We start from the raw sequence: 15,377 nt of genomic DNA on the forward strand, positions 1-15,377 counted from the left end.
GCCTGTTCGACGGATCGAAGCGACTATGACGATGAAGTTAGTAGCCTGTATCTTATTGCTGGTTCTGATCGCTCTGGGGGCATGGCATGCCTACAAACCTCTCCCGGAGGGCATTCGATATACAGGAAACGCAGCCCCTGTGCTGTCCCCTCGCCTGTTAACCGATATCACGCGGCACCTTCCAAACGGCGAAACACAGCTGGACCACGAAATCTTCGATGAAGCTTTAAGGCTGATCGCTCAAGCTGAGCAGTTCATCTTAATCGACATGTTTCTTTACAACAGCACTGGCGCAGAAAGCGTAGAACTTCGCCCGTTGGCCCACCAATTGACGACAGCATTGGTCAAAAAGAAACAGGCCATTCCAGACATCGATATAGTGGTGATTTCAGACCCACTGAACACTTTCTACGGCGGCACCCGCTCACCCGAGTTTGAAGCGTTGAAAAATGCCGGCATCGAACTGATCGTCACCAACCTCAAACCTTTGCGCGACAGCAACCCCGCCTGGTCTGCCGTGTGGCGCCTTTGCTGCCAATGGTTTGGTAACAATCCCGACGGCGGTTGGCTACCAAACGCCTTGGGCACCGAACAAACGACACTGCGCAGCTATCTGGCCCTGCCCAACTTTAAAGCCAATCATCGTAAAGTTTTGGTCGCCGACTCGGGTGACCAGTTCCGCGCGCTCATTACCTCAGCCAATCCCCACGACGGCAGCAGCCGGCACAGCAACATCGGACTCATGTTCAGCGGGCCTGCCATAAAGGATGTTATTCAGAGCGAGCGCGCCGTCGCCCATATGTCCGGCGCCAGCACACAAACGTTTGACCACTGGCTTAACGAGATTGCCACCGCCAAAAGCCCTGAACCCGCCTCGTCAGAAACGATCAAGCTTCTCACCGAATCTGCCATTCGCGATCAAGCTCTGGATATGATCGCACGTAGCCAATCTGGCGAAGCGCTGGATATCGCCATGTTCTATTTCTCTCACCGACCGATCATCGAAGCATTAAAAGCCGCACAGCGCCGTGGTGTTGCCATCCGTCTGTTGCTGGACGCAAACAAAGATGCTTTCGGCCATGAGAAAAACGGAATTCCCAATCGCCCCGTTGGCCGGGAACTCCATCAAGCAGGCGTTGCCGTGCGCTGGTGCAATACCCAAGGGGAACAGTGCCATAGCAAGCTACTCACCTACACGCGCAACGATGGTCAGCTAGAACTGCTGCTTGGCTCTGCCAACTTTACGCGAAGAAATCTGGACGACCTGAATCTTGAATCCAATGTCTGGCTGCGCGTGCCGAACGGCCATCCGGTCGCCCGTAAAGCCTCGGAGTATTTCGATCAGCACTGGGCTAACGAACAAGCAAACAGCGCACCTCTAAGCTTGCCCTATTCCGACTGGGCTGATAACTCCCGTCTGAAATACTGGCAATACCGCGTTATGGAAGCTACCGGCCTATCAACCTTTTAACCGAAACCCTTCTTATCTATGAACGTTTTGTATGTTGAATGATAAGCCGGAGCGCTCTAGGGTTAAGGAAACCAAACAAACAAGAAAGGGGTCTGCAATGAACGGCATTCGACGCTATGCCAAGCAGTTTTCGCTTGTGATGGCCATTCTGATGGCTTTTGCCACCACCTTTTCAGTCTCTGCCCATGCTGGCATGGTCGGGACCGGTGAGTTGATCCAGCAACAACAGGTCAACCTCGACCGCCAGCAGTTGCTGAACATGCTGGAACAGCAGGACGTTAAAGAAAAACTCGCCGAACTCGGTGTCAGTGAAGACCAGGTGGCGGAGCGAATTCAGAACCTTACGCCCACCGAACTGGCCGATTTTGAGCAACAGCTGGCCGAAGCCCCCACCGGTGAAGGGGTGGTCGGGATCATTGTTTTATTCCTGTTGGTGTTCATCATCACCGACATGCTGTGTGCCACTAACCTATTCTCTTTCATCAATTGCATTCGCTAATTCAACCTCTTTTCAAGACCGCACTCTTTCGATGCAGCAGACTGGCAGCCCTTCTCGGGCTGCTTCTGCTGGTCGGCTGCGCAAGCACACCGCCCTGGCCCACCCCGCCCGATGCCAATCAGATGGTGGCGTCAGGTCAGCAGTTACTACAGGACGTACCCTTCTATCCGCAGGAAAAATACCAATGTGGTCCGGCCTCTTTGGCCACTATGCTCAATAGCCAAGGCCTGAGCACCGACCCGGAAATCCTGAAAGAACTGGTTTATTTGCCGGGCCGGGAAGGCTCGCTGCAAGTCGAAATGGTCGCCGGTGCGCGGTCACACAACATGGTCGTTTACCCGTTACAACCAAACATCGAAACACTGCTGGCAGAAGTCTCCGTCGGCAACCCGGTGCTGGTAATGCAGAACCTGGGGTTCGATTGGTGGCAACAGTGGCATTTTGCCGTGGTTGTCGGTTACGACCATCAGGAGGAAACCCTGATACTCAATACCGACACACGCAAACATCACCGCCAACCCTATAAGGTATTTGATGCCACCTGGAGCCGTGCCGAACGTTGGGCAGCAGTGATCCTGCCGCCTGATCAGTTGCCTGCAACGGCAGAGCTTTTGCCCTGGTTACGGGCCGCCCACGATCTGGAAAGTACCGGGCATACACTTGCTGCGGAAACGGCCTACCAAACAGCCAAACAAAACTGGACGGACGAGCCTTCGCCGCTTCTGGCTCTGGGGAATCTGGCCTACGGCCAGAACCGCTTTAACGATGCCGCCAACTACCTGCGCATTGCCACCGAACGGTTTCCGGAGTTTGCCGAAGGCTGGAATAATCTGGCTTACGCCTTGTCCGCATCGGGCTGCGCCAAACAGGCTGATCAGGCAATGTCCTGCGCTGCCAAGTTAGCCGGTGACCGCTTCCCGGTCGAGAACTTCCACCCGGATGCGCGCTCATCCGACACCAAGCCCTCATGCAAAAAATTACCGCTTTGCCCGATTGAAACCGAGTAAACCCAGCGGATTAATACGGCTTCCGAAGCAACACAACGTCTTTCGCCGGAACTTCAAGCTGCCAACCATAGCGGTCGGCTAGCCACTCAAAGGTGGCTTCCCGGTAGAAAACCACATGCGTAGGGTCGCGACGGTAGTGCCAGTTATCAAAGCGATCATCGTCCGTCTGAAAACAGGTCATCACGCCTAAAAGGCCACCGGGCTTCAGCAGTCGATCGAATTGCGCAAACACCTTAGCCGGTTCGAACAAGTGCTCTACCACTTCCGTACAGGTAATAAAATCGTAGCGCTGCTCCAACACAGACGATTCGGGATAGAAATACAGGTCGTAGAGAGCGACCGAAAACCCGGCCTCTTCGAAGATCCTGGCCAACGCCGGGCCCGGACCGCATCCGAAATCCAGCCCCGCTGCACCTTCCGGCAGCCTTGCTATCATCGGAGCCGCCAGCTTCGACAAAAACCGCCGGTAGCCAGCGTCATCAGGATCGTTGTTGTGCAGCTGATACACCGCGCGCTCTTCATCAGCTGTTAACCGGGTTTCGGGCGCCATAATCGTGGCGTGGCAGTTGCCACACCTTAGGTAACGCTTTTGCTCCACCTCCCGAAACGGCTCCAAAACAGATTGCTCGCACACGGGGCATATCCCGGAGATGTTATTCACCAACAGATCCTCAGAGCCTGAATACATTTAACCCTTCCACGTTTTGGGCTTTTCCATTTGTCATATCCGGCCATGCCGCCAAATTGTGACTTATCACTACAAAGCTCTCCGAAGCAGCTGCCTATACTTGCGCAAAAAATAGCCTTACACGGCTGAATAATAAGCGCTGTTTAATGACGAACGCCCTAAGAGAACTCATATGGATATGTCGACGCCCCTCGCATTGGAGGTGCCGATCATTTCGGCACGTTACGCTCGCCGTTTTGTTCATTTTATGGAAAAGCGCGGCGTAAAACGAAACACCATTTTGACGAAAACCGGCATTACCGATGAACTGCTCAACAATCCTGAAGCCAGCCTGTCTATGACGCAGGTGCTTGAGCTGCTCCGACAGGCCGACTGGCTAATGGCCGATGAGCGTGCGCCCTTTGAATTTGGCAAACAACTGGACCTGCCCTGCCACGGACTTCTAGGGTTCGCCATGCTGGAACAAGAAAACCCCAGGCGCCTAGTTAGCATGATCGTACAATACTTGCGCGTTGGGCTTCCGCTCATGGATATGGAACTGGCATCTACGGGCTCCACCTTTCGCCTGAAGCTGATCGACACCTGGGGCGTCGACGATCTTAAAGCCTGTCTGGTGAAAATCTACATGGGCAGTATTTATCGTGTTTCGTGCCAGGTCTGTAGCCACTTCACCTTCCGGTTCGATTTCCCTAGCAACCTTCCGCTGGAAAACTGGGAACTGCTCGCACCAAATTGCGAGTTCATCTTTGACGCCAACACCAACGAAGTCACCATCCCCTTAAAAGGCGCGCCGGTTCGAAAAGACGATTCTAATCTGGAATTTCTGGTCGCGAGAACCCGCCACTCCCAGTCACAAAAACGGGTGGAATGTGATGAAACCGTGCAACAGGTCCGGGAACTGATTATGAGTCAGCCCGGCCGCCCCTGCACCACCCAAAACCTTGCTCGCCGGCTGGACATGAGCCCAAGAACACTTCGCCAGCACTTGGCGAAGGCCGGCACATCATTCCGCGAGCTTCGGAACGAAATACGTGAAAGCTTTGCCACTTTGTATTTAAAAGACACCAACGTATCGCTGGAATCCATCTCTGAAAAACTGGGGTTCAGTGATCAAGCCGGCTTCACCAAAGCGTACCGATCCTGGACAGGGCAAACCCCCGGTGATGTCCGAAAGAAAGCCCGAAACAAAAAGTGAGCAAAGTCTCTTCACCTTGATGTCGTTCACGGTTTGAGCAAAATCCTGCCCCCACTACCGCTTTAGACAAAAATGGTGCCGTCACCCGCAATGACGGCACCTCCTCCTTCCCCGTCTAATAACCCTGCAATTGTGGGCTCAACGCCTATGACCAAGGGAACTACGCAAGTCCGATCGAATGCCCTCATCGGTGATGTCTGCAACCTAACGACAACAATGACCGCAAGACAGAGGACGAATGAATGAAACTCAGTAACCTCAATACCAACGTGCGCAAGCTCGGCCCCGCCGTAGCCGCTGCAGCACTGATGGCTGGTGGTGCGAGCAACGCAGCAGCAGAACAAGTCTCAACCGAACTGGCCTTTGAATGTCCGTTTCCGCTGATTGGCACCCAACCCATTCGCGCGCAAATCAGTGCTGACATTCCCGCCGTAGCATCTGTGGGTGAACCAACCCCACAATTTGAAGTGACTGCGATTACCGTGGTCAATGACGATGCCCGCACCGGTTTGAAACTCGTTGGCTCCGAAACCGTCGAAGGCGTCGCCACAAGCACAAACAACATCATTACGGCTGGCCGTGCTCTGGAGCAAATTGTCACCCTGCAGATTCCGCCTACCGCTATTCCTGCCGAAACTGGCGAGTTCAATGTGCCAGCCTCGGGTGTGGCGCCCGAAATCCTGTTCACCGCCGATGACATCGGCCAGGCTGAAATTCGCGTTGGCGCTTTACAGCTCGAGCTGATCGCGCGTACCGCGAACGGTGACATTGCTCCAGCACCCATCGGTGAAATCACCACCGACTGTGTGCAGCTGCCGAACCAGAACAACCTTCTACAAACCATCACCGTCGCTGGTGAGGTCGTCGAAACACCGCGCATCAGCGTGGATACTCAAGAACTGGCCTTTGGTTCCGTACAGGCAGGTTTGAGCGCTCAGCAGTCTGTTTCTATCCTCAGCACCGGCAGTGCCGCGCTGGGTATCAACAACATCAGCATCAGCGGCCCTGATGCGCAACTGTTTACCCAAACCAGTGATTGCGGCTCTTCCCTGGCTCCAGATGCATCTTGTAGCGTTAACGTAACCTTCGCACCAAGCACCGACGGCACGCGTAACGCCACTCTCACCATTGAGTCTACCGATGCCGACAAGCCAAGCATCGACGTTGCCCTATCAGGCCGAGGCACTCTGGCACCTACACCTGAAATTGCCGTTACCCCGGGTTCTGTAGATTTGGGCCGCGTCCAGGTTGGCACCAGCAAATCAGAGCAAGTGAGCATTGCCAACAACGGCAACGCCGCTTTGCAGATCGACAGCATTGCGCTGACAGGCTCCAATGCCAGCGACTTCACCCAAACCAACAACTGCACCACGGTCGCTGCGGGTGCTAGCTGCTCTGTCGAGCTGAACTACACAGCGGGCGCTGCTGGCGTGAGCACCGCAGCCCTGGTGATCCGCTCCAGCGATACCGAAAATGCCGAAGTGACTGTACCTGTCACCGTTGAAGCCTTTGAAGAACCCACAGGCGGCACTGAGCTTGAGCTGCTATTGGGCCTTGAAGGTTCCACTCTAATCGCCGCGAATGGTGGCAGCCTGCCACTGAACGGCACTATCGCCACGTTGCTTGATCTGGCCTCTGGTACTTTCGAAGCAGACACTCAGGTGAACCCAACGTCTGGCAACTTCACCATCAAGGTACTGTGGAGCAAGATGCACGCAGCGGCCAACGTTGAATTCGAGCAAGCCGGGCTGACCACCGGCTCTCTGGTCGATGGCAAGCTGACTGCTAACTCCCCGCTTTACGTGAAAGTGCCCAAGGTTGCGATCAAACTCTTCGGCCTGCCAGTGCGCATCGGTGGGGGCGATCAGTGCCGCACCAGCACTCCGGTTGATATTCAGCTGACAAGCCCCGAAGGCTCAAACTTCTCGCCAGCAACCGGCGGCAACGTAACCGGTGTTTACGACCTGCCACCGCTTGAGAACTGTGGCCTGCTGACCAGCGTGTTGAACAAGTTCATGTCTGGCCCAGGCAACACCATCAACCTGAACCTGACGCCACAATAAGTTCGAAAAGTTCCGGCTATGCCGGGAATCGGTCACAACCGGCATAGCCGGTTGTGACCTACAAGCACGACAATAAAAGCAAAAAACAAGGAATACTGATATGAAAAGCCTGAAAAAAACCGCGTTAGTGCTGGCTGTCGCTGGGCTCCCGTTAGTCGCCCACGCAGACCTCAAGCCACTCGAAGATGCTCACATGAGCAATGTGACCGGCCAGGCCGGCGTGACCATTGAGCTGGAAACAAAGCTCTCCATCGATGAATTCATCTACACCGATGAAGGCTCCTTCTCGATCAAAGACATCAAGATCGGGGGTGCCAATCGCACGGACCTGTTTGAAGAAATCACCGATTTCCGTGACATCATGTTCGGTGGAGCCAACGACCTCATTGATAACATCAAGATCGACATCGATGTTGAAGCAGACGGTGATGCCGTCATCAACATCTGGCCCCTCACCGCAGCGCCGATCGACTTTGGCGTAAGCACGGGTGACTGGACCCTGCAAGGTGCTACCGATTCCACTCTGCTCGCCAGCAACTTCAGCATGGTGGGTGCGTTTACCAAAGTGGGTATCCGCGTTGATACCGCCACCGACAAGCTTAACCTGAAGACTCAGGTTGGTATCTCTGATCTGGATGTCGATGTCGACTTCCTGGCTCTGGGTATTCGCGACCTGAAAATGACGGGTGCTGACTATATGGGCACCAAACTCGACGGTTCTGCAGCGAACCCAAGTGTCCTGACTCTGGGCGCGAATATCGACATGGACGTGTATAAGTCCACCCGTTTGGCCGATCCCACCCAAGACGCTCTGGCGATCGATCTGAATACCTTTGCGGCAGACATGTCGATTGGTGATGTATTGGTTGGCGGAACCTCCATCGGGTCCGTCATGCTAGACAACCTGGTGGTTGATAACACCCAATTGCGGATTTACGGTCACTAAGTTCGTGCCAGAGGGCTCGGCGACCCCGAGCCCTCTTTATTCAAAGGAAATCGGTTCAATACGGTATAAACCGAACCGTCTGGCCCCTGGGTACTGTCATACAGCACGAACGCCCGAACGGTCATGGTACCAAAGCCTTTTTCACCGGTCGCGTCAATCAAGCGTTGAACCGAGCCGGCATCCCGTCCGAAACGGCTCAGCGTAATGTGTGGCTGAAAACTTCGATGCTCGACACTGAACCCCATTGCCAGCAAGCTATCCCGCAACTGCCGGTACAGATGAGCTACCGGGGTTTCCGGAGACACTCCTGCCCAGAGGATCTTCGGTCGCTGTGGTGTGCCAAAACACCCCAGCCCTCTGATCGTTAATTCAAATGGTTTTTCCGAAACGGCTTGGGCCGCGTCAAACAAACGGGTCATGGCTTCGTCTGGCACGTTTCCTAAAAACGCCAAGGTCAGATGCAGCTGTTCAAAACTTTGCCATCGCGCACTCTGAACCGGCGTGTGCACAGTCAGCAAACGCCGTTTGATGTCCGGCGCAATCTCAACACCAAAAAACACCTTCGGCATACGTGGCCTCCTTTGGGCAACTGAGCCAATGGCAAGCCATCGCCACTCTGAAATAGTTGCCATAATAAGAACATAACGCCAGCATATTATGCATCGAAACACGAGGCACCCATAAGGAACTCCCATGCTCTGGATCTTGCTCGCCATCGTTGTACTGCTCGTTGTTGCCACTTTCCTGTTATTTCGGGTTCAGGATCTTTCGCACTTTGACGGCAACGAGTGGGCCACCCATGAAGTCGCCCCTCACCCCGCACACGACGAAGTGCTCTCACGGATAAAAGAAATGGGGCGTGCGTCCAAAGGACTTAAGGGAAAAGCCAGATTAGCAGCGGTGCGTAACCATTTTGATCGCATAGGGGCAGAGGCAAACATCGAGTCTGAGGTTCGCCCCTGCGAGCAGCCCAAAGGCGAGTGGGTGATTGCGCCGGGGGTGAACACCCAACGCAGAGTGCTCTACATTCATGGCGGCGCTTGGTCTGTTGGTAGCCCGACCAGCCATCGCGCGGTGACCAATCGATTCTCTCAAATTGCCAACGCCGCGGTGTTTGCTGTGGATTATCGATTAATGCCGGAACATCGCTTTATGGACGGCATCATCGATTGTCGGGAAGCCTATACCTGGCTTCTTCACCACGGTCCCGACGACGAATCCGAAGCGGAGTTTATGGTTGTGGCCGGGGATTCTGCCGGTGGCAGTCACACCCTGTCTTTGATTGCCTGGTTACGCGATAGCGGTTTACGCCAAGCCGACGCCGCGGTCGCGCTGTCTCCATCCACAGACCTCACGCTAACCGCACCCAGCAACCGGGATAACATTAGAAGCGATGCCATGCTCGGTCCGGTTTTTGGGGGACTTTCGAAAGTGCCCCTGCCCGTGCTGTGGTGGGGCACTCTTGCCGCCTTTCGGCTGTCACCCACCAATCCCGTTGCGTCGCCACTAAGAGGGAGTCTTGCGAATCTCCCTCCTACCCTGATTCACGCCAGCACCACGGAAATGCTGCTGGATAATGCGGCCCGATACGCCGCAAAAGCCAGATCGGAAGGGTCTCCGGTGGAGCTGCACACCTGGCAGAACATGGTTCATGTCTGGCAGATATTCACCCCGCTGTTACCTCAGGCCGAGGAAGCCTTCGACGACATCGCACACTTTCTGGAGCGGGTCGAGGCAGGCTCTCAGTAGCCAGCCTTTGACACTAGCAGGCCCGGATCAGCTATTGGCCCGGGCTTTTTTCTTTCGGACGTATAGAACCTTATTTACTTTCGCGACAACCTCACCGGATTCATCGACAACATCGAGGGTCCACTCCGGCAGGTATTTATCACCGCTTGCCGTTGCCTGCCGGATTTCCTCCAGCCTCTCTTCAGTCAGCTCAAAATGAGCCGTCACACGGCCTTTACCCGGCCTGACGAATTCGATGCTCGCTGCTTTGTCCCACACCACATAGTCGTTGCCCAACTTGCGCATGAGCAGAAGCATGTACATGGGGTCCACCATGCTGTAGAGCGAACCGCCGAAATGGGTGCCCACGTAATTGGTGTTGTACCAACGTTGCTTCATTTCGACCGTGGCGGTGGAGAAATCATCTGCGATATGGGTCGCCTTGATGCCGGCACCCAGGTATGGCGCAAAGGTATTCATCACATGGCGCATCGAGCTGGCACTGGCAAACCAGCGGCGAATCGTTGAATTCATAGAGTTCCTCGACAAATTGAGTAGCTAGCAAGCGTTCGAAAGCCCGCTATCTTCCTGCAAGATAATCGAAGACTCAACCTAATTTCATACAACCGTTTGAATTATTCCAGGCCCACTAAGGCAAGCTGCAGGGCAATAGCCAACATCATCAACCCGATCAAGCCATCGATAACGCGCCAAACTCTCGGGCGTGAAAGAATCGGCGCCATCGACGATCCAAACCACGCCAGCCCCCCGAACCACAACACAGATGCACTGCTTGCGCCGACCAAAAACCCATTGGTACTTGGTTGTTGCGCACCCACTGAAGGCACCAGCAGCAAGGTGTCTAAATACACCTGTGGATTAAGTAACGTCACGGCCAGCGTGGTCAGCAGGACGCCTTGCAAGCTGCGTCGCTCTTGCTGCTTTGCGGTCAGTGCCGCTCGGCCCCAGCCAACCCGAATGAACGCCTGAACCGCCAGCCAGCCCAAGAACACCACACCCAGCCAGCGTAGAATCTCCAAGCCTTGCGGCATCGCAGTCAGCGCAGCGGATACGCCAAACATCCCCAAAGTGAACAGCACGATATCCGAGATCATGCACACTCCGGCAGTCCACCAGTGATGCTCTTGGCGAATGGACTGGCTGAGCACATACGCATTCTGGGCGCCAATGGCCACGATCAGGCCACCACCCACTAACAAACCGGTTACATAGCTTTCAAACACAGGTTATCTCTACCGTCTCGAGTCAAAAGAGATTATCGGCGAACACCGAACCATGAGGGGTAATTCAATAAGAAATACAAGGCGAGCATATCGTAAATGGCATGCCAAACCATGACCATAGCCATACTCCCACTGAGCTGATAACCGGTGCCCAGGATCAGGCCCAGCCCTGTGGCCATCACGAAGTACGTTAAAGAAACGTAGTGCACCAAGCCAAACAACAGTGACGCGGCAATCACTGCGGTCCAAGGCCCTGTGTGCTGCAGCAACCAGCCTTGGACAGCGCCTCTAAATAACAACTCTTCCCCGACACCGGCCAGTAACGACAACAACACCAGTGCTGGCCAACGGTAACTGGCCGCAAACTCGTACAAAGCCTGCATCTGATCACTGAGGTTATCCGGGAACAGCCAGGTGAGTTTGGTCAACTGCAACAGCAACAGATAGGTGATCGCGGCACCAACAACGCCGTACAAAACCGCTTTAGCCAATTCCAGCTCGCCCGTTGACAACGGGATATCAAACAGCCAAAGCGCGAAGGCTCCAACGACGCCAATACCGCCCTGAAATAACAAGGCGGTGACAGGCGAGATAGAGGAGCCTTGGCGCTGGGTCATAAATCAGCTGGAGAACAGATCCTTGATCGGAAACAGGTCATCGTAGGCCGGAGCCTGTTTCTGAGCCTTGGCCTGGAAGGTTTTCATCATATCGGTTGGGCGGAACATACCGGCCTGCCAGGTAGCCATGTACTTCAGGCTGTCTTCGACGCTGTGGTCACGGCTGAAGTTCAGCATTTCTTTACAGCCGGTCACCGCCAGCGGCGAATTGGCAGCAATTTGTGCGGCGATCCCCAGCACGGCCTCGACCATTTTTTCCTGACTGTCGTACACACTGTTCACAAAACCAAGACGCTGGGCTTCTTCGGCACCAAACTTCCGGCCGGTGTAGGCCAGTTCGCGCACCACGCCTTCAGGCATCAGCTTCGGCAAGCGCTGCAATGTGCCCACGTCTGCGGTCATACCCAGTTCGGTTTCTTTAATCGTGAAATAAGCATCTTTGGTGCAGTAGCGGCTGTCGGCAGCACACACCAAATCCAGCGCGCCACCAATGCAGCCACCGTGTACCGCTGCCAGCACAGGCAAACGCACTTTTTCCAGTGACGTCAGCGTGTCTTGCAGCTGTAAAACCACGCGGCGCAAATTTTCGGCCATACGGCCCGGGTCGCCACTCATGGGCACAGATTTCGGATCAGAAAACACCGCCAGATCCATGCCGGCAGAGAAGTGCTTTCCGGTAGAGGAAATTACGATCGCCCGGGCACTGGTGTTGGTTTCGATGTCCTGCACGCAACGGGGCAGCTCCAACCAGAACGCTTTGTTCATGGAGTTCATCGCCTCCGGGCGACTGAACTGAACGTGTGCAACGTGGTCTTTGACTTCGATATTAAAGCTTTCGTAGGTGGCGAGTTCCGACACGGTGTGACTCCTTTAAAGGTATGTCCCTAAGATGTTTTTATTACTGGCTGGTGTTCAGCTCTGTATTCGGTAGCACGCACATTACCTCGAAACGAGTTCCTAGGGAACGCCCTTCAAACTTGCGGTTAACGGAGATCATGGTCCAGACTCACTATCAATAGTTCATTTTTTTGAACAGAAGGAGATTAGATCATGTACAAGAACATTCTTGTTCCTGTTGATCTGGCGCACCTGGACCAGATGGCGAAAACGCTCAATACAGCCATCGATATGGCCAAGCACTATGGGGCAAGGCTTTGTTACGTGACCGTGACGAACAGCACGCCCGGTGCTGCCGCGCATAATCCGAAAGAACTGGCAAACAAGCTGCAAGCATTCGCCGAGGAACAAGGTAAATCACACGGTATTCAGACCTACGCGAAAGTACTGGAGTCTGTCGACACAGCCGTTGAACTGGATGACAAGTTGCTCGGTGCCATAAAAGACACGAGTACCGATTTGGTGGTTATGGCGTCACACCCGCCGGGAATTGGCGATGCTTTGCACCTGCTACGCTCTAACGCGGCAGAGATCGTCAAGCACAGTAAAATCTCGGTGTTTGTGGTGCGCTAAATTAACAACCATCGCCTTTCACACCGAGCCGATCCAGATACAGGTGCAACTCCTGCTCGCTGATGTTCACGTATTCCAGCACTCGGCCGTAAAGCATCACGGTGGGCACGTTGCGCCCGCCCAGTTCCTTTTGGGTTTCACTGAGGACGTAGAGTATCGTCCTCTCTGTTTTTGTGAGACCATCCCGCGCATCGGGGATAACCTCGTCTATTCCGCGTAAACTGCTCATATTTCTGAATCCGGTAAGCTGCCCATGGAAATCAAAGTCAATTATCTCGACAACCTGAGGCTCGAGGCCAAATTCGACGACTTTACCGTCGTCTCAGACCAACCCGTTCGCTACAAAGGGGATGGTTCTGCCCCCGGCCCGTTTGATTACTTTCTGGCTTCATCAGCCATGTGCGCCGCTTACTTTGTGAAGGTTTACTGCAATGCCCGGGATATCCCGACCGACAACATCCGGTTGTCACAGAACAACATTGTAGACCCGGAAAACCGCTACAAACAGATTTTCAGAATCCAGGTGGAATTGCCGGAAGACATTTCCGACAAAGACCGCCAAGGAATTATCCGCTCCATCGACCGCTGCACCGTGAAAAAGGTGGTGCAAACCGGCCCGGACTTCCAGATTGAAGTGGTGGAAAACCTGGATGAAGACGCTCAGGCCCTGCTCAACGTTGGCGCCAGCGACAACACCAGCACTTACATCGAAGGTAAAGATCTGCCCCTTGAGCAGACCATTGCCAATATGACCGGGATTCTTGCGGATCTGGGCATGAAGATCGAGATTGCCTCCTGGCGCAACATTGTGCCCCACGTCTGGTCTTTGCACGTTCGCGATACCGCTGCGCACATGTGCTTCACCAACGGCAAAGGCGCCACCAAGGAAGCCGCTCTGGCATCCGCACTGGGTGAATTCATCGAGCGTTTGAACTGCAACTTCTTCTATAACGACCAGTACTTCGGTCAGGACGTTGGCAACAGCGAGTTTGTACATTACCCGAACGAAAAGTGGTTCCAGCCGGGGCCCGAAGGCGAACTGCCCGAAGGCATCCTGGATGACTACTGCCTGGGCATCTACAACCCTGACGGAGAATTACTCGGTACGCACCTGTTCGACACCAACTCGGGTACGCCTGAGCGTGGCATTTGCAGCATTCCCTACGTGCGCCAGTCAGATGGGGAAACGGTTTACTTCCCCTCTAACCTGATCGAGAACCTGTTCCTCAGCAACGGCATGAGTGCCGGCAATACTCTGCAGGAAGCGCAGGTTCAATGTTTGTCAGAAATCCTCGAGCGCGCGGTCAAGAAAGAGATCATCGAGAACGAAATCGCTCTACCGGACGTGCCGGATGACGTTCTGGCCAAGTACCCGGATATCGTGGAAGGTCTGAACGCTCTGGAAGAGCAAGGCTTCCCGGTGCTGGTTAAAGATGCCTCTCTGGGCGGCCAGTTTCCGGTGATTTCGGTCACCGTGATGAACCCGAAAACCGGCGGTGTATTTGCCTGCTTTGGCGCCCACCCCAGTTTCCAGGTGGCGCTGGAGCGCAGTCTCACCGAATTAATGCAGGGCCGAAGCTTCGAAGGCCTGAACGACCTGCCCGCGCCTACCTTTAACACCATGGCAGTGACCGAACCCAACAACTATGTGGAACACTTCATCGATTCCAGCGGTGTCGTGTCCTGGCGTTTCTTCAGTGCCAAATCCGACTACGACTTTGTCGAGTGGGATTTCTCCGGCACTAACGAAGAAGAAGCCAAAGCGCTGTTCGGCATTCTCTCGGACATGGGCAAAGAGTGCTACATGGCCGTCTTTGAAGACCTTGGCGCTCCGGTTTGCCGAATTCTGGTGCCCGGTTACTCCGAAGTGTACCCCGTAGAAGACCTGGTCTGGGACAACACCAACATGGCGCTGGCCTTCCGGAAAGACATCCTCAATCTGCACCGCTTGAACGACGACGAGTTAGCGAGCCTGGTGGAGCGATTGGAAGAAGCCGAGCTGGATGTCTACATGACGATCGTCACCCTGATCGGTATCGAGTTTCATGAAAACACCGTATGGGGCCAGCTCACCATTCTGGAACTGAAACTGCTTATTTATCTGGCACTGGGTGAGCTCGAAGAAGCTCTGGAACTGGTCGAAATGTTCCGGCAGTTTAACGACAACACGGTCGAGCGCGGCCTGTTCTATCAGGCCATGCAAGCTTCTCTGGAGGCAACGCTGGACGAAGAGCTGGAACTGGACGATTACCTTTATAACTTCCGCCGCATGTTCGGTAACGACGTCATGGACGCGGTTGTTGGCTCCATCGACGGTTCGGTACGTTTCTACGGACTGGAAGAAACCAGCATGAACCTGGAAGGTCTGGACAGGCACTTGAAGATGATCGAGAGCTACAAGAAGCTGCACGCCGCGCGCGCCAAAGCGGCCGGCTTGTAGTCTGTAAGC

The 15,377-nt window shown here is 54.5% G+C and carries 16 protein-coding genes; 9 read left to right on the top strand and 7 right to left on the bottom strand.

All coding sequences use genetic code 11. The annotated features are described in order from the left end of the window. Window positions 1-25: 25 nt before the first annotated feature. The 3 genes from MWU64_RS06600 (at window position 26) to MWU64_RS06610 (ending at window position 2,977) form a co-directional block, all read left to right on the top strand. Window positions 26-1,471 carry a phospholipase D family protein gene (locus MWU64_RS06600; protein ID WP_247062746.1) on the top strand — a complete coding sequence of 482 codons (1,446 nt, stop codon included), beginning with the start codon at window positions 26-28 and terminating at the stop codon, window positions 1,469-1,471. Window positions 1,472-1,568: 97 nt separating this feature from the next. Beyond that, complete coding sequence (locus tag MWU64_RS06605; RefSeq protein WP_247062747.1) at window positions 1,569-1,970, top strand: PA2779 family protein; 402 nt, start codon at window positions 1,569-1,571, stop codon at window positions 1,968-1,970. A 122-nt stretch (window positions 1,971-2,092) separates the two neighbouring features. Continuing rightward, entirely contained in the window at window positions 2,093-2,977 is an 885-nt protein-coding gene (locus MWU64_RS06610) for a PA2778 family cysteine peptidase (RefSeq protein WP_247062748.1), read from the top strand. A 10-nt stretch (window positions 2,978-2,987) separates the two neighbouring features. On the opposite strand, the gene MWU64_RS06615 is transcribed toward MWU64_RS06610, so the two are convergent. After that, entirely contained in the window at window positions 2,988-3,665 is a 678-nt protein-coding gene (locus MWU64_RS06615; protein WP_247062749.1) for a class I SAM-dependent methyltransferase, read from the bottom strand. Between the two features lie 172 nt (window positions 3,666-3,837). Here MWU64_RS06615 and MWU64_RS06620 point away from each other — a divergent pair, with 172 nt between their 5' ends. From MWU64_RS06620 to MWU64_RS06630, 3 genes are all read left to right on the top strand, one after another. Further along, window positions 3,838-4,860, top strand: coding sequence for an AraC family transcriptional regulator (locus MWU64_RS06620; protein WP_247062750.1), 1,023 nt, complete (start codon window positions 3,838-3,840; stop codon window positions 4,858-4,860). Window positions 4,861-5,102: 242 nt separating this feature from the next. Further along, window positions 5,103-6,923 carry a choice-of-anchor D domain-containing protein gene (locus MWU64_RS06625; protein ID WP_247062751.1) on the top strand — a complete coding sequence of 607 codons (1,821 nt, stop codon included), beginning with the start codon at window positions 5,103-5,105 and terminating at the stop codon, window positions 6,921-6,923. A 100-nt stretch (window positions 6,924-7,023) separates the two neighbouring features. Then, window positions 7,024-7,869 carry a DUF6160 family protein gene (locus tag MWU64_RS06630; RefSeq protein WP_247062753.1) on the top strand — a complete coding sequence of 282 codons (846 nt, stop codon included), beginning with the start codon at window positions 7,024-7,026 and terminating at the stop codon, window positions 7,867-7,869. Here MWU64_RS06630 and thpR read toward each other — a convergent pair. Beyond that, on the bottom strand, window positions 7,866-8,438 hold the full coding sequence (gene thpR, locus MWU64_RS06635) for an RNA 2',3'-cyclic phosphodiesterase (protein ID WP_247062755.1): 573 nt from the start codon (window positions 8,436-8,438) through the stop codon (window positions 7,866-7,868). The two genes, MWU64_RS06630 and thpR, sit on opposite strands and share 4 nt — an antisense overlap. Before the next feature lie 124 nt (window positions 8,439-8,562). On the opposite strand from thpR, the gene MWU64_RS06640 reads away from it, so the two are divergent. Then, window positions 8,563-9,618 (top strand): alpha/beta hydrolase, encoded by a 1,056-nt coding sequence (locus MWU64_RS06640; protein WP_247062757.1) that lies wholly within the window; start codon window positions 8,563-8,565, stop codon window positions 9,616-9,618. 27 nt (window positions 9,619-9,645) lie between these two features. Here the strand turns inward: MWU64_RS06640 and MWU64_RS06645 are convergent, their stop codons facing one another. The 4 genes from MWU64_RS06645 to MWU64_RS06660 form a co-directional block, all read right to left on the bottom strand. Next, complete coding sequence (locus MWU64_RS06645; protein ID WP_247062759.1) at window positions 9,646-10,131, bottom strand: DUF4442 domain-containing protein; 486 nt, start codon at window positions 10,129-10,131, stop codon at window positions 9,646-9,648. A gap of 101 nt (window positions 10,132-10,232) precedes the next feature. After that, window positions 10,233-10,841: a LysE family transporter gene (locus MWU64_RS06650; protein ID WP_247062760.1), complete on the bottom strand. Its 609-nt coding sequence runs from the start codon at window positions 10,839-10,841 to the stop codon at window positions 10,233-10,235. A gap of 32 nt (window positions 10,842-10,873) precedes the next feature. Beyond that, window positions 10,874-11,458 carry a CPBP family intramembrane glutamic endopeptidase gene (locus tag MWU64_RS06655; protein ID WP_247062764.1) on the bottom strand — a complete coding sequence of 195 codons (585 nt, stop codon included), beginning with the start codon at window positions 11,456-11,458 and terminating at the stop codon, window positions 10,874-10,876. Between the two features lie 3 nt (window positions 11,459-11,461). Continuing rightward, window positions 11,462-12,316, bottom strand: a complete 855-nt coding sequence (locus tag MWU64_RS06660; RefSeq protein ID WP_247062765.1) for a crotonase/enoyl-CoA hydratase family protein — start codon at window positions 12,314-12,316, stop codon at window positions 11,462-11,464. Between the two features lie 192 nt (window positions 12,317-12,508). Between MWU64_RS06660 and MWU64_RS06665 the strand changes: the two genes are divergently transcribed. After that, window positions 12,509-12,928 (top strand): universal stress protein, encoded by a 420-nt coding sequence (locus MWU64_RS06665; RefSeq protein WP_247062766.1) that lies wholly within the window; start codon window positions 12,509-12,511, stop codon window positions 12,926-12,928. A gap of 1 nt (window position 12,929) precedes the next feature. On the opposite strand, the gene MWU64_RS06670 is transcribed toward MWU64_RS06665, so the two are convergent. Continuing rightward, the gene (locus MWU64_RS06670) at window positions 12,930-13,157 is read right to left on the bottom strand and encodes a hypothetical protein (RefSeq protein ID WP_199008221.1); all 228 of its coding nucleotides are present in this window, start codon (window positions 13,155-13,157) and stop codon (window positions 12,930-12,932) included. Between the two features lie 24 nt (window positions 13,158-13,181). Here MWU64_RS06670 and MWU64_RS06675 point away from each other — a divergent pair, with 24 nt between their 5' ends. Next, the gene (locus MWU64_RS06675) at window positions 13,182-15,368 is read left to right on the top strand and encodes an OsmC domain/YcaO domain-containing protein (protein WP_247062768.1); all 2,187 of its coding nucleotides are present in this window, start codon (window positions 13,182-13,184) and stop codon (window positions 15,366-15,368) included. Window positions 15,369-15,377: the final 9 nt, after the last annotated feature.

This window comes from Marinobacter sp. S0848L (genome assembly GCF_023016065.1).
GTDB lineage: Bacteria > Pseudomonadota > Gammaproteobacteria > Pseudomonadales > Oleiphilaceae > Marinobacter.

Coding starts and splice junctions, on each gene's coding strand:
- MWU64_RS06640 (WP_247062757.1), top strand. CDS start 8,563: ATGCTCTGGATCTTGCTCGCCATCGTTGTACTGCTCGTTGTTGCCACT.
- MWU64_RS06675 (WP_247062768.1), top strand. CDS start 13,182: ATGGAAATCAAAGTCAATTATCTCGACAACCTGAGGCTCGAGGCCAAA.
- MWU64_RS06655 (WP_247062764.1), bottom strand. CDS start 11,458: ATGACCCAGCGCCAAGGCTCCTCTATCTCGCCTGTCACCGCCTTGTTA.
- MWU64_RS06670 (WP_199008221.1), bottom strand. CDS start 13,157: ATGAGCAGTTTACGCGGAATAGACGAGGTTATCCCCGATGCGCGGGAT.
- MWU64_RS06665 (WP_247062766.1), top strand. CDS start 12,509: ATGTACAAGAACATTCTTGTTCCTGTTGATCTGGCGCACCTGGACCAG.
- MWU64_RS06625 (WP_247062751.1), top strand. CDS start 5,103: ATGAAACTCAGTAACCTCAATACCAACGTGCGCAAGCTCGGCCCCGCC.
- MWU64_RS06605 (WP_247062747.1), top strand. CDS start 1,569: ATGAACGGCATTCGACGCTATGCCAAGCAGTTTTCGCTTGTGATGGCC.
- MWU64_RS06645 (WP_247062759.1), bottom strand. CDS start 10,131: ATGAATTCAACGATTCGCCGCTGGTTTGCCAGTGCCAGCTCGATGCGC.
- thpR (WP_247062755.1), bottom strand. CDS start 8,438: ATGCCGAAGGTGTTTTTTGGTGTTGAGATTGCGCCGGACATCAAACGG.
- MWU64_RS06615 (WP_247062749.1), bottom strand. CDS start 3,665: ATGTATTCAGGCTCTGAGGATCTGTTGGTGAATAACATCTCCGGGATA.
- MWU64_RS06630 (WP_247062753.1), top strand. CDS start 7,024: ATGAAAAGCCTGAAAAAAACCGCGTTAGTGCTGGCTGTCGCTGGGCTC.
- MWU64_RS06620 (WP_247062750.1), top strand. CDS start 3,838: ATGGATATGTCGACGCCCCTCGCATTGGAGGTGCCGATCATTTCGGCA.
- MWU64_RS06600 (WP_247062746.1), top strand. CDS start 26: ATGACGATGAAGTTAGTAGCCTGTATCTTATTGCTGGTTCTGATCGCT.
- MWU64_RS06610 (WP_247062748.1), top strand. CDS start 2,093: ATGGTGGCGTCAGGTCAGCAGTTACTACAGGACGTACCCTTCTATCCG.